Annotated in this window: 13 protein-coding genes and 4 pseudogenes; 12 read left to right on the top strand and 5 right to left on the bottom strand. The window is 35.5% G+C overall.

All coding sequences use genetic code 11. The annotated features are described in order from the left end of the window. Positions 1-454, bottom strand: a 454-nt coding sequence (locus tag QW060_RS26470) for a carboxypeptidase-like regulatory domain-containing protein (RefSeq protein ID WP_290365529.1), incomplete at its 3' end; no start/stop codon positions are given. A gap of 256 nt (positions 455-710) precedes the next feature. Here QW060_RS26470 and argS point away from each other — a divergent pair. The 7 genes and pseudogenes from argS to QW060_RS26435 all read left to right on the top strand — a co-directional run bounded on the left by argS (position 711) and on the right by QW060_RS26435 (position 7,277). Further along, positions 711-2,487: pseudogene (gene argS, locus QW060_RS26465) on the top strand (arginine--tRNA ligase). Positions 2,488-2,650: 163 nt separating this feature from the next. Then, positions 2,651-3,993: pseudogene (gene ffh, locus QW060_RS26460) on the top strand (signal recognition particle protein). Positions 3,994-4,019: 26 nt separating this feature from the next. Continuing rightward, entirely contained in the window at positions 4,020-4,907 is an 888-nt protein-coding gene (locus QW060_RS26455) for a bifunctional 5,10-methylenetetrahydrofolate dehydrogenase/5,10-methenyltetrahydrofolate cyclohydrolase (RefSeq protein ID WP_290365528.1), read from the top strand. 78 nt (positions 4,908-4,985) lie between these two features. Beyond that, positions 4,986-5,408 carry a hypothetical protein gene (locus tag QW060_RS26450; RefSeq protein WP_290365527.1) on the top strand — a complete coding sequence of 141 codons (423 nt, stop codon included), beginning with the start codon at positions 4,986-4,988 and terminating at the stop codon, positions 5,406-5,408. Between the two features lie 11 nt (positions 5,409-5,419). Then, a complete protein-coding gene (locus QW060_RS26445) occupies positions 5,420-5,956 on the top strand; it encodes a hypothetical protein (RefSeq protein WP_290365526.1) in 537 nt (178 codons plus the stop codon). Then, on the top strand, positions 5,956-6,756 hold the full coding sequence (locus QW060_RS26440; protein WP_290365525.1) for a MutS-related protein: 801 nt from the start codon (positions 5,956-5,958) through the stop codon (positions 6,754-6,756). The genes QW060_RS26445 and QW060_RS26440 overlap by 1 nt, the downstream gene beginning before the upstream one ends. 101 nt (positions 6,757-6,857) lie before the next feature. Further along, positions 6,858-7,277: a DoxX family protein gene (locus QW060_RS26435; protein WP_290362223.1), complete on the top strand. Its 420-nt coding sequence runs from the start codon at positions 6,858-6,860 to the stop codon at positions 7,275-7,277. 107 nt (positions 7,278-7,384) lie between these two features. Here QW060_RS26435 and rluF read toward each other — a convergent pair whose 3' ends face one another. Beyond that, positions 7,385-8,176: a 23S rRNA pseudouridine(2604) synthase RluF gene (gene rluF / locus QW060_RS26430; RefSeq protein ID WP_397386146.1), complete on the bottom strand. Its 792-nt coding sequence runs from the start codon at positions 8,174-8,176 to the stop codon at positions 7,385-7,387. Between the two features lie 230 nt (positions 8,177-8,406). Here rluF and QW060_RS26425 point away from each other — a divergent pair, with 230 nt between their 5' ends. Then, the gene (locus QW060_RS26425) at positions 8,407-8,646 is read left to right on the top strand and encodes a glycosyltransferase family 9 protein (RefSeq protein ID WP_290365524.1); all 240 of its coding nucleotides are present in this window, start codon (positions 8,407-8,409) and stop codon (positions 8,644-8,646) included. Beyond that, positions 8,613-9,347, top strand: coding sequence for a glycosyltransferase family 9 protein (locus QW060_RS26420; protein ID WP_290365523.1), 735 nt, complete (start codon positions 8,613-8,615; stop codon positions 9,345-9,347). Before QW060_RS26425 ends, QW060_RS26420 begins: the two co-directional genes overlap by 34 nt. On the opposite strand, the gene QW060_RS26415 is transcribed toward QW060_RS26420, so the two are convergent. The 3 genes and pseudogenes from QW060_RS26415 to QW060_RS26405 form a co-directional block, all read right to left on the bottom strand. Further along, complete coding sequence (locus tag QW060_RS26415) at positions 9,344-10,231, bottom strand: alpha/beta hydrolase (RefSeq protein ID WP_290362226.1); 888 nt, start codon at positions 10,229-10,231, stop codon at positions 9,344-9,346. The genes QW060_RS26420 and QW060_RS26415 overlap by 4 nt on opposite strands. Before the next feature lie 2 nt (positions 10,232-10,233). Then, positions 10,234-11,015 (bottom strand): annotated as a pseudogene (locus QW060_RS26410) (zinc ribbon domain-containing protein). 2 nt (positions 11,016-11,017) lie between these two features. After that, positions 11,018-12,039 (bottom strand): annotated as a pseudogene (locus QW060_RS26405) (Nif3-like dinuclear metal center hexameric protein). A 136-nt stretch (positions 12,040-12,175) separates the two neighbouring features. On the opposite strand from QW060_RS26405, the gene QW060_RS28330 reads away from it, so the two are divergent. From QW060_RS28330 to QW060_RS26395, 3 genes are all read left to right on the top strand, one after another. Further along, entirely contained in the window at positions 12,176-12,511 is a 336-nt protein-coding gene (locus QW060_RS28330; RefSeq protein WP_317623271.1) for a tetraacyldisaccharide 4'-kinase, read from the top strand. Positions 12,512-12,537: 26 nt separating this feature from the next. Continuing rightward, positions 12,538-13,191 (top strand): tetraacyldisaccharide 4'-kinase, encoded by a 654-nt coding sequence (locus QW060_RS28325; protein WP_317623270.1) that lies wholly within the window; start codon positions 12,538-12,540, stop codon positions 13,189-13,191. A gap of 11 nt (positions 13,192-13,202) precedes the next feature. Further along, positions 13,203-13,718, top strand: a 516-nt coding sequence (locus QW060_RS26395) for a zincin-like metallopeptidase domain-containing protein (protein ID WP_290365522.1), incomplete at its 3' end; no start/stop codon positions are given.

Genomic DNA, 13,718 nt, shown 5'->3' with positions numbered 1-13,718 from the left:
TGTTCATTATTTCAGCGGCAGTTGCACCTGCTGTAGTAAGATCTTTTCCTACATTGATTACTTTTCTGTCCACCAGCTGTTCAATGGTTGACCTTTCGGCAATAATTTCCAGTCCTTCCAGAACCTCTGAATCCTGCGTAAGTAATATATCACCTAAGTTAATATCTTTCTTGTCATTATTAACTGTTATAGTGGTAGAGTAATTTTTGAACCCTATATATTCAACCTCTAATGTCAGTGTTTGGTAAGGAATGTTTTTGATGGTAAATTTTCCTTCTTCATTGGTCATGTCACCTGTGAGAATTTCTTCTCCGGATTTGATGGTAATTGTAGCGTAAGGAATGGCTTCTTTTGTTGCCATATCTTTAATATTACCTGTCACACTTCCTGAATTTTGAGAAAAAGAGGCGCTGCTGTAGAGGAATATTCCTAAAAGTAAAAGTTTCATTTTCATAGATTATTGTTTATTATATTTTGTATTATAAGGTACTTTGTTTAGCATACTATACAAACAAGGGAACCTCCGGATTTATTGTTATAATTGATTAGTACAAGAATCGGTATAATTGTTACAGATTCTATGAAATAAAAAGTAAGTATTTTTTGAAAAAGTTTCTGAACGCCTTATTTTACGGGCTTAAATAAAAAATTTGAGCATGTAATAGGATAAATGTATCTTTGCTTATTAAAATTTAAAATTAGCAGAAATCATGAGTTTACAACAAATTCTTACATCGCAGATACAGCAGGCTGTACAATCATTGTTTGATATTTCTATTGAGAAAGTAGAATTTCAGGCAACGCGCAGGGAATTTGAAGGAGACATTACAATGGTTGTATTCCCTCTATTGAAAATGATCAAAGGCAATCCGTTAGAGATTGGTACAAAAATCGGAAACTACCTTGTTGAGCATACTGCCGAAATTTCTAAATTTAATGTAGTCGCGGGCTTTCTGAATCTGGTGGTAGCAGATGCCTATTATCTTCAATTCTTTAAAGATATAAAAGGAGATGATATGTATGGATATGTGCAACCCGAAGCGGATCAAAAAGCAATTATGGTAGAATACTCTTCTCCAAACACGAATAAGCCTTTGCATTTGGGGCATATCAGAAATAACTTATTGGGATATTCAGTAGCGGAAATTATTAAAGCTTCCGGTAAGAAAGTATATAAAACCCAGATCATCAATGACCGTGGAATCCATATCTGTAAATCGATGCTGGCATGGCAAAAATTCGGAGAGGGGCAAACACCTGAATCTACCGGTCTTAAAGGAGATAAATTGGTAGGTAACTTCTATGTTGCTTTTGATAAAGCGTACAAATCGGAAATAAATGAGTTGATGGCTCAGGGAAAACCGAAGAAGAAGCTAAAAAGCAGGCACCGCTAATGATGGAAGCACAAAATATGTTGCTGAAATGGGAAGCAGGTGATAAAGAAGTAGTAGAACTTTGGAAGAAGATGAATCAATGGGTGTATGATGGATTTGCAACGACCTATAAAAATCTCGGAGTAGATTTTGACAGCTATTATTATGAGAGCAATACGTATCTTTTAGGAAAAGATGTTGTGGAAGAAGGTCTTAAACAAGGCGTTTTCTTTAAAAAGAAGACGGGTCTGTCTGGATTGATCTTACTGATGACGGATTGGATGAAAAGCTGGTATTGCGTGCTGACGGAACTTCGGTTTATATTACTCAGGATATCGGAACAGCCATACAGCGTGTAAAAGATTTTCCTGATGTAGGAGGAATGGTATATACGGTAGGAAACGAACAGGATTATCATTTTAAAGTTTTATTCTTAATTCTCAAAAAACTGGGATTTGAGTGGGCATCACAACTGTACCATTTATCTTACGGGATGGTCGATTTACCATCAGGGAAAATGAAATCACGGGAAGGAACTGTTGTCGATGCGGATGATTTGATGCATGATATGACGGTAACGGCTAAAAATATTTCAGAAGAGCTGGGTAAACTTGAAGGATATTCAGAAGAAGAAAAATCGACATTATATCAAACAATTGGTTCAGGAGCCTTAAAATATTATATTTTGAAAGTAGATCCGAAAAAACGAATTCTTTTCAATCCGGAAGAGTCAGTTGATTTTGCTGGAAATACAGGTCCTTTCATTCAGTATACGTACGCGAGAATCCAGTCCATTCTTCGAAAATCAGCTTTTGATTATTCTAAGCCGGTAGTAATGGATGCCATGCATGAGAAAGAAAAAGAAATCATCAAGGCATTGGCTTTATTTCCGGATGTGATACAAAATGCAGCAGTAAGTCACAGTCCGGCATTGATTGCCAACTACACCTATGACCTTGTTAAAGAATACAATTCCTTTTATCAGTCGGTGCCAATTCTCGGAGAAGAAGATGAGGTTAAAAAAATATTCAGAGTTCAGTTGTCTGATAAAGTCGGAAAAACAATAAAGAACGCTTTCCGGTTATTGGGCATCAATGTTCCGGAACGCATGTAAATTGCAAACGCTGTTTTATGATAAAGCAGCGTTTTTTTATTTTATTCCTTTTTTCCAAGCTGTTTTTCTTCAGGAAAATAGCTTTTATGCGTTTATAATAATCCTTTTTTTGACACTTAAAATACTTTATAGTATCTTTGTTGTTTAGTTAAAACAGACATGTATGTTCGATAATTTAAGCGATAAACTTGATAAAGCCTTTCATATATTAAAAGGGCACGGAAAAATCACAGAAGTAAACGTTGCAGAAACCTTAAAAGAAGTGCGTCGTGCTTTGCTTGATGCCGATGTTAACTTTAAGATTGCAAAAGATTTTACCAATCGGGTAAAAGAGAATGCACTTGGTCAGAACGTACTTACTACGTTACAACCGGGGCAATTGATGGTGAAGATTGTAAAAGACGAATTAGTCGAATTAATGGGAGGTGATGCTGCAGGTATCAACCTTTCAGGAAATCCGTCTGTTATTTTAATGTCCGGTTTACAAGGTTCGGGAAAAACGACTTTTTCAGGAAAACTCGCCAATTTTCTAAAACTAAAAAGAATAAGAAACCTCTTTTGGTGGCTTGTGATATTTATCGTCCTGCTGCTATCAATCAGTTACATGTGGTGGGAGATCAGATAGGAGTAGAGGTGTATTCTGAACCTGAAAATAAAAATCCTGTTCAGATTGCTCAGAATGCCATCGCTCATGCCAAACAGAATGGCTTCAATGTCGTTATTGTCGATACAGCGGGTCGTCTGGCAATTGATGAACAGATGATGAATGAGATTGCTGAGGTACACAAAGCGATTCAGCCTCAGGAAACGTTATTTGTAGTAGATTCGATGACGGGACAGGATGCTGTAAATACAGCAAAAGCCTTTAATGATCGTTTGAATTTTGATGGTGTAGTACTTACAAAATTAGATGGAGATACCAGAGGTGGTGCTGCCATTACAATTAAATCAGTAGTAAACAAACCAATTAAGTTTATAGGTACCGGTGAAAAAATGGATGCAATTGATGTATTCTATCCGGATCGTATGGCCGACCGTATTTTGGGAATGGGAGACGTGATCTCTTTGGTAGAGCGCGCCCAGGAACAGTATGACGAAGAAGAGGCAAGAAAACTTCAGAAGAAAATTGCTAAAAATGAATTTGGTTTTGACGATTTCCTTTCTCAGATTCAGCAAGTGAAGAAGATGGGAAGCATGAAAGATCTTGTTGGAATGATCCCGGGGGTTGGTAAAGCCTTAAAAGATGTGGAAATTGAAGACGATGCCTTCAAACATATAGAAGCAATTATTCACTCTATGACTCCGGCAGAAAGAAGCAGACCGGCTGTTTTGGATGCAAAGAGAAAAATGCGTATCGCAAAAGGTTCGGGAACTGATATCCAACAGGTAAATCAGTTGCTGAAACAATTTGATCAGATGAGTAAAATGATGAAGATGATGCAGGGTACAAAAGGTAAAAACCTGATGCGTATGATGGGGCAGATGAAAGGAATGGGGCTCAAATAACTTTAAAACAACACAACACACATAAAATGCAACTACTAGACGGTAAAAAAATATCAGATGATATAAAAAACGAAATCGCAGAAGAAGTAAGTAAAATCAAAGCTAAAGGTCAGAAAGTACCTCACTTGGCAGCCGTGATTTTAGGTAACGACGGAGCCAGCCTTACGTATGTAGGCAGTAAAGTAAAAGCCTGTGAGCGTGTAGGTTTTGAATCTACCCTTGTAAAGATGTCTGCAACTACTTCTGAAGTGGAACTTTTGGCAAAAATCAAGGAACTGAATGAAAACGATGATATTGACGGGTTCATTATACAGTTGCCATTACCTCCTCAGATCAATGAGCAAAAGGTCTTAATGGCGGTTGACCCGAGTAAAGATGTTGATGGCTTTCATCCTGAGAATTTCGGAAGAATGGCCTTGGATATGAGTACTTTTATTCCTGCTACACCTTTCGGTATTTTAGAATTATTAGAACGTTATAATGTACAGACACAGGGAAAACATACTGTTGTAATTGGAAGATCACACATTGTAGGAAGGCCGATGAGTATATTGATGGGTAGAAAAGGCTTTCCGGGCAACTCAACAGTAACGTTGACACACAGTCATACAAAAAACATCAGCCAGATTACTACACAGGCAGATATCATTATTACAGCATTGGGAGTGCCTAACTATCTGAAGGCGGAAATGGTTAAGGATGATGTGGTGGTTATCGATGTCGGAATCACGCGCGTTGCTGATGATAGTCATCCAAAAGGATATGTGATACAAGGAGATGTTGATTTTGAAAATGTAAGTAAAAAAGCATCTTTTATTACTCCGTGTCACGGAGGTGTCGCCCAGATGACGATTGCCATGTTATTAAAAAACACATTACTTGCACGTGAAAGACGTGCAAAAGCAAAAGAATAGTTTTTATCTAAAAAATCAAAGACCATCTGGAAAATTCAGATGGTTTTTTTATGTTTACATTATAGATTATAAAAATATATGCACACCTATCAGACACTTTTCAAAAAATATCAATCTATCCATCACGATCTTAAGAAAACTTCTAATGTTCTGAGTTATTTACGAGTAGTAACGATTTTGGGGATTATTTATTTGTTCTATCTTTTTTTGAGAACAGAAAATGCTTTGTACGGCTATATCAGTTTTGGAATGGTGGTTTTATTTGTGATATTGATCAACAGATATCAGTCGGTTTCAAAAAAGCTGGCATATCATAAGGCTCTTATGCAAATTAATGAAGACGAACTGAACTTTTTGGAAAAGGGGACTAATTCTTTTGATGACGGAGCGGAATATACAGATTCTCAACACCCATATTCTTATGATCTGGATATTTTCGGTACTTCCTCTATTTTTCAGTACATCAACAGAACGGCTTCCTATGTAGGAAAAGATTTTTAGCCCGTATATTGTTGCATCCTTCTTCTGAAAAAGTCATTGTTAAACGACAGGAAGCTGTAAAAGAGCTTAGTGGTGAGATAGATTGGAGGCAGAAAATTAATGCTTTGACAAAAATATCCAATGACTCAAAAGTTGATTTTGAAAAATTAAAACAATGGTGTACGCAGGAGCCGGCTTCGTTTTCAAAAATTAAAATCTTATTGAGTTATCTGGTTCCGGTTGTATTTCTGTTTAGTGCTGTTGCTTATCTGATTACTTCAGATCTGCTCGTGGGAAAACTTACCTCATTTCTTTTTGTATTGAATTTAATGTTGTTTTCTATTAATAGCAAACGCATGCAGCAGGAAATAGTAAGCTCGGATAAAATTTCCCATACACTCTCCAACTATGGTGGTATTCTTCGTGAAATTGAACAGAAGAATTTTTCTTCAGTCCAGTTAACAGCTCTTCAAAGAGAATTGATAAAGGACAACCAGAAAGCCAGTGATGCCATACTTCGGTTGTCAGCTCATTTGAAAAACTACAGACCATTGCGAATATATTTGTGATGATTGTTTTTAATGGATTTTTTCAATACCATAATCACGTACTTCAACAAGTTATCAGGTGGAAAAAACAACACGCCCTGCAACTGATCCGATGGTTTGAAATAGCAGGAGAAGTAGAAGCGCTTAACAGTCTCGCAAATTGTGCTTATAATAATCCCAATTTTGCCTTTCCGCACATCAATCATAATAACGAATTTAAATTTACTGCTTTAGGACATCCGTTAATAAGAGCAGAGAAAAGAGTTTGCAATGACATTGATTTTACCCAAAACAGATTTGTTATTCTCACAGGGTCTAATATGTCAGGGAAAAGTACATTTCTGAGAACTGTTGGTGTTAATCTTGTTTTGGCAAATGCGGGAGCTACAGTTTGTGCTGAGTTTGCAACAGTGGCACCAATGGAGTTATGGGTATCTATGCGTTTGACCGATTCACTCAACGATAGTGAATCCTTTTTTTATGCAGAGGTAAAACGCTTGAAAACAATTGTAGAACACGCAGCTGAAAAACCGGTTTTTATACTTTTGGATGAAATTCTGAAAGGAACTAATTCAGATGATAAAACTTCGGGTACCATCGGAGTAGTAGAAAAAATCATATGTACACAGGCAACTGGAATGATTGCCACACATGATCTTGAAGTTTGTAAAACCACTTATAAGTATCCGGAGATTCTGGCAAACAAACGATTTGAAGTCGCTATTATTAATGATGAACTTTGCTTTGATTATAAGATGCAGGATGGCATCTGTGAAAACAGAAATGCGACGTTTATCATGCAAAAAATGGGCATCATATAAGAGAATCATTATTGTTTATACCTCATATTGGCTATTTCTTAATCTGGATTATCTTCTGATACATTTTTTATGAATAGTTTTGATTATATTACATTAAAATAATGACGGATATGTCAACACAAATGTCACATATAAATCATGACATCGGAAAATTACTTCTTCGGATTACAGTAGGAGGTCTTATGTTGTTTCATGGTATACATAAATTAACCCACGGACATGATTTTATAATCAGTTCGTTGAAAAATAAAGGATTACCCGAATTTCTCTGGTTGGGAGTTCCTATTGGCGAAGTATTGTTTCCTGTATTTCTGATCTTGGGATTGTTTACACGAACAGCTTCTTTGGTTATTGCTTTTACAATGGCAATGTCTATCTATCTGGCTTTTTCAGGAACTGCTTTTCAGATTAATGAATTTGGTGCATGGAATGCGGAGTTGAATATTTTTTATTTATTCGTTTCTGTAGCCATCTTTTTTTTGGGTGCTGGCAAATATTCAGTTTATCAAACTAAATATTGATTTGTTAATGAGAAAAAAGAGCTGTAAAGCTCTTTTTTTATTTGGTATTACGAGGATTTCTACGTTCGTTTTTAAGCGGACGCTCTTCAATGCTCCTTTTACTGCGATTAAAAGATTTGTCTTTTGTTGGAGGCGGCGTTACTTTTCTCGATACCGTATTGGTTTTTAGGCAGACTGCCTTCTTCCGTTTTGGTAGATTCTTCTAAAAGGCTATTGAGTTCTTTCATTTCTTTAGCCGATATCTCACGGTATTTTCCTAAAGGCACATCCAAAGAAATGTTCATGATGCGTACTCTTTTTAAAGCTACAACCTGGTAATCAAAATGCTCGCACATTCTGCGTATCTGCCGGTTGAGACCCTGTGTAAGAAAAATTCTGAAAACCGTTCTGCTTATTTTTTCAACGCGGCAGTTTTTGGTTATGGTATCCAGTATCGGAACTCCGCTTCCCATACGACTTATAAAGCGATCTGTTATAGGCTTGTCAACCGTAACGATATATTCTTTTTCATGATTGTTTCTGGCGCGCAAAATTTTATTGACAATGTCTCCGTCATTCGTCATAATGATCAAACCTTCAGAATCTTTGTCTAATCTGCCAACCGGAAAAATACGCTTGGGATAGTTGATGTAATCAACAATATTGTTTCTTACTGAATGATTGGTTGTACATTCAATACCGGCCGGTTTATTAAATGCGAGATAAACGGAAGCTTCGTTATTTTCTCCTATGAGGGTGCCATCCACTCTTATTTCGTCATTCTTACTCACTTTAGTACCCATTTCAGGAAGCTGCCCGTTGACGGTTACTCTTTCCTGTTCAATAAGTTTGTCAGCTTCTCTGCGTGAACAATAACCTGCTTCTGATAAAAATTTGTTCAGTCTTGTCAATTCTTCCATAATGCAAAATTACTAAATATATTATGGTCTCCGATATAAAAAAAAATAATCATGTGATATAAAAAATAATAGGTTTATTAGTATGTTTGTAGCATCTAAATATGAACGAACCCTTGATTTAAAATGAGCTTACTAAAGGAAGTCAATGTTATCAGAAGAAGAGTAACCAAAGGATTGACCAAAATATCGGAAAAACCATTGATTATACAAAATATGATCCTATCGATCCGTTGACGGTAAAACGTGTGTTGATCAGCAGGCCAAACAACAGACTGGGGAATCAGCTGATGATGACACCTTTGGTTCATGAAGTGATCGATACTTTTCCAAATTGTACTATTGATTTATTTGTAAGGGGTACGCTTTCACCGATAATTTTTGAAAACTATAAAGAGGTAGAGACTATTTATAATTTGCCTAAAAAACTTTTAAACATTTGCTGGACTACTTTGGTGTCTGGTTTAAATTGAAGAAAAAGAAATATGATATGGTCATCAATGTAGTTCAAAACTCATCGTCCGGAAGGTTGTCTACAAAAGTAGCACGTGCCCGTTATAAATTTTTCGGTGAAAAGATTGAACTATTGGAAAAACAATATAGTGATTATAATCACATGGCCAAAAATGCCATTTATAATCTTCGTTACTATCTGAATATGTTGGGAATCGAGGATAAAAAAACGGCTATTCCGGTGCTGGATATCAAAGTAAATGATAAAGAACTGGCTCAGGGTAAGGATTTGTTGGATAAATTGGTTAAGAATGATAAGAAAACAATCGGTATTTATACCTTTGCCACTGGTGAAAAATGTTATTCAGAAGAATGGTGGGCAAATGTTTATGAGAGATTGATGCAGCGTTTTGGTACTGAGTACAATATCATAGAAGTTTTACCGGTAGAAAATGTTTCTCAGATAGCATTTAAAGCACCTTCTTATTATAGTAAAGACATTCGTGAAATTGCAGGTTTTTTACAAAATCTGGATCTTTTTATATGTGCAGACAGTGGAATGATGCATTTGGGAAGTGCGGTTACCTCTCCGCTTATTGGTCTTTTTTCTGTTACGGATCTAAACATGTATACACCTTACGGCCCAGACAAGATTGGAATAGATACACGAAAAATGAGTTATGATCAGATTATGGATCAGGTTCAGCGATCATTAAACTAAACATCTTTTCTTTCGAGAAATCCGATGATATTTTTATACACATTCTGATTATAAAGACTGTGACCTAAATTTTCTGTTGGAATAAAAGTAACTTCCGGATTTTTTTCTGTGATTTCCAAAGCATCTTCATAAGGCACTATCAGATCGCTTTTATCATGAATAATAAGGATAGGCTGATCGATATGTTTAATAAAATGTTCTGTATTGAATTGTTTAATGTCAATTTCAAATCGATTTTTAAAAATTGAAATATAGTGATGAAATGAGGTTTGGCTCAGGGAAAGTAATTTCTGGTAATTATTTGTAATACGTGAAAACCGGTTTGGACTTCCCAACCCCACTACTTTTTTTACTGAAGGGAATTTATACAGAGATTGATAGTAAAACATGGTAAGTCCGCCCAGAGAATGTCCTATCAGGTAATCAGGGTTAAATTCCTTGCATACTTCATGGATGAATTGACTATATAGAATCGGATTCAGTTCTTTGCCCGAACTCATGCCCTGACCAGGGGCATCTAAAGAAATGATATTGTAATTTTTTTTCTTTTTAAAATATTGTATAAGACCCTGCCAGCGGTTAGAGTTACTTTCCCATCCGTGTATGAGCAGAATTGTTTCTCCATCATTTGGCCATTGATACGTCTGGATTTTATATTCCTGAAACGATAATATCTTTTTTTGAGACTTCTCCAGAAAAGGAGTGAAGGCAAGGAGTTTACCTTCGCGTGGTACAGAAAATAAGGTATATGCTAAAGAAGCAGCCCGCTGAGCTTTAAAAAGAGCCAGAACATTGATGTAAAACCCTGCACCTTTGGTAAGTAACCGATATTTTAAATTTTTCCAGTAGTTCATAAAAAAAAGCCTCTTTAAGAGAGGCTTCAAATTTATTTTAATTTTGCGATAATCGCATCAATTTTTTCTTTTTCTTCTTCAGCTAGAGCACTGTCAATCAAAATTCTTCCGCTATGCTCATCTGTCATGATTTTTTTACGTGCTGCAATTTCTACCTGTACCTGAGGTGGGATGGTAAAGAAAGATCCTGCAGATGCTCCTCGCTCTATAGATACCACCGCCAAACGATTTTTTACTCCGTTTCTGATACGTGTGTATGCATTTAATAAACGCTCTTCAATCAAGTCTGCAAATTCTTTTGATTTTTCAGCTAATAACGATTCTTCTTTTTCAGTTTCAGATAAAATACTGTTTAATTCAGATTCTTTATGCTGTAAATGTGTAGACTTTGACTCTAATTTTTCTGAGGTCTGAGCAATAATGTTTTTCTTGTGCTCAATAGTAGCTTTGAATTCTTTAATGTGCTTTTCAGCTAATTCAATTTCTAAATTCTGAAATTCAATCTCTTTTGTCAAAGAGTTGAACTCTCTGTTGTTACGAACATCTTTTTGTTGTTCTGTATACTTTTTGATGGATTCTTTAAAGGTATCGATGTCATTTTCTTTACCTTAATCTGCTCCTCTACTGTTTCTAATTCAGAGTTTAATTTTTGCAAACGAGTAGTTAGTCCAGCAACTTCGTCTTTTAAATCTTCCACTTCAAGAGGCAATTCTCCTCTCATGTTTCTAATTTCATCAATTCTGGAGTCAATCAATTGCAAATCATATAATGCTCTTAATTTTTCCTCGACAGTAAGTTCTGCTTTCTTTGTCATATCTATAGGTAGTTTACTGGATTTGTGTTTCTCTCACATAAAATAATCGCAAAAGTAGTAATTTTTTTTGTAAGATAATCAACAATATAATTTTTTATATATCTTTCGCTTTCAAAATGGCCTATGTCAGCTAATAATAATTGATTTTCAGCCTCATAAAACTGATGGTATTTGAGGTCCGCTGTGATAAAAGCATCTGCTCCCTGCTGCAAAGCATTTTTGATGGCAAAACTTCCTGATCCTCCTAAAACGGCTACTTTTTTTATAGGTTTGTTGAGAAAAGCACTATGCCTGATACCTCCGGTACCTGTTTTTTCTTTTACCATTAGCAGAAATTCTTTTTCGTGCATAGCTTCCGGCAACTCCCCAATCATTCCCATTCCAATAGACTGATGTACATTTTCTAATTTACTGATCTCATAAGCAACTTCTTCATACGGATGGTTTTGGAACAATGCCTTAAGTATTTTTGATTGCAGATGGTTTTCAAAAATAAGCTCAATTTTGGTTTCTTCAGCATAAGTTATTGTTCCTTTTGTACCATATACAGGATTACTGGCATCATTTCCTCTGAAAGAACCTGTACCTTCCGAAGTAAAACTACACATATCATAATTTCCGATAGCTCCGGCTCCGGCTCTGAACAAAGCATCTTTTAGGGAAGCTGCTGCATTTGCCGGTACATATGTGCAAAGTTTATATATATAAGACTGTTTTGGGATGAGTATTTTAGGAGACATCAGCCCTAAAGTGTCAGAGAAAATTTTATTGACACCATTTTGGTGGTTATCCAGAGCGGTATGAACCGCATAAATAGAAATGTCATTTCTGATGGCTTTCAACACAGCTCTTTCCACATAATTTTTACGGTAATTTTTTTTAAACCCGAAAAAAGAATAGGATGGAAACATATAATAAGATTACATTTCTTCTCTATGGCCTCTTCAACAATGCTTTCAATCGCATCATGACATACAAGTACTGCTGTTATTTCTGTTTCAGCATCACCTATCAGTAAACCCACATTATCAAATCTTCGGCGTACCCCAAAGGAGCCATTTCTTCTAAAATCGGGATTATTTCTTTATTTTCATATTAAACAGGAGATTTTATAATACGCTCCGACCTTCAAAGATAAAAAAAATAGCTACTTTCGTGTTATGATATCGTTTAGAAAATTACTATTTCCGTTTTCTGTTGTATATGATGCAGTAACACAATTGCGTAATATAGCATTTGATCAATCCTGGAAAGAGCAGATTTCTTTTGATATTCCTATTATTTGTGTTGGTAACCTTAGTGTAGGAGGTACAGGCAAAACGCCACAGATAGAGTATTTGATCCGTTTATTAGAGCCACAATTCCGTGTAGTAACTCTCAGCCGTGGCTACAAACGAAAAACGACAGGATTTTATCTGGCAGATAAAACCTCAAGAATGGAAGACATAGGAGACGAACCGTATCAATATTTACCAAATTTAAAGATATATATGTAGCTGTAGATACGGACAGAGTAAACGGTGTGCGTCAGATAATGAAAAAATTACCACAAACAGAGGTAGTTCTTTTGGATGATGCCTACCAGCATCGTCACATTAAAGCGGGGTTTACTATTCTACTAACCAAGTATAATGATTTATATATGGATGACCTATTATTACCGGCAGGTAATTTAAGGGAATCTAAAAAAGGAGCCAGCAGGGCTGATGTTATTATTGTAACAAAATGCCCTCCGAATCTCTCTTCTGATGCTCAGGAAAAAATTGCCAATAAACTTTCTATTCTTAAACATCAGCAATTGTTTTTTACTTCAATATCGTACGACAAGTACATATATAATGGAATTGAACCAATTGAATTGCAAGAAATAGATAGAGAAGCTTTTATCGCCGTAGCCGGAATTGCAAAACCTCATTACTTTTATGATCATCTGAAAATTGGCAGAACGAAAACCATAACTTTTCCGGATCATCATCATTTTTCTGAAACGGATATTCAGAAGATAATATTGAAAGCGAACGGAAAAAAAATTATCACTACCGAAAAAGATTTTATGCGCTTGAAAGGTAAAATACATCCTGATCAGTTGTATTATTTACCTATTGAAACTACTTTTATCAATGATCATTCTTTGTTTGACAATACTATATTGAATTTTGTAAGACAATCAATATAGAACAATTTATATTGGCACTTGATATGTTGATAAATAAGCGTTTCAATTGCTATTATGCGACTTTTAATCAAATTACTAAATCAAAAGGTAAAATTAAGAAAGGTTCAAAGTCATTACCAATACAATACTTTAGTTATGATATTAGACATAAAGAAACGGAAGAACGTATTCAACTTGCTGATTTTAAGGCTTTAGATAGCACCAAACAAAAGCAATATCGGGTAAAAAGCTTTATGAAGTATTATCGTGTATTTCATACGGATAACGTTGAAAATATAAATGATTGTGAGTTTCCAATTATTGCTGATGTTGAACTCATTGAGCTTGACGAATGTGCCGAAAATTTTATTAATGGTTTAATTGAAACCAAAAATTTATCATTACAACATTTAGTACAAGGCGAAGCGTATTATATTCCAGGAAGAGATGAAATTCATTTACCAAAACCGCAGTATTTCAAAAATAAGGATGCATATTATTCAACTGTTTTTCATGAAATTATTCATTGGACAGGACACAAAGACCGA

The organism is Paenimyroides ceti (assembly GCF_030409925.1).
The sequence above is the reverse complement of the archived record's forward strand: the minus strand, read 5'-3'. Positions and strand labels throughout refer to the sequence as shown.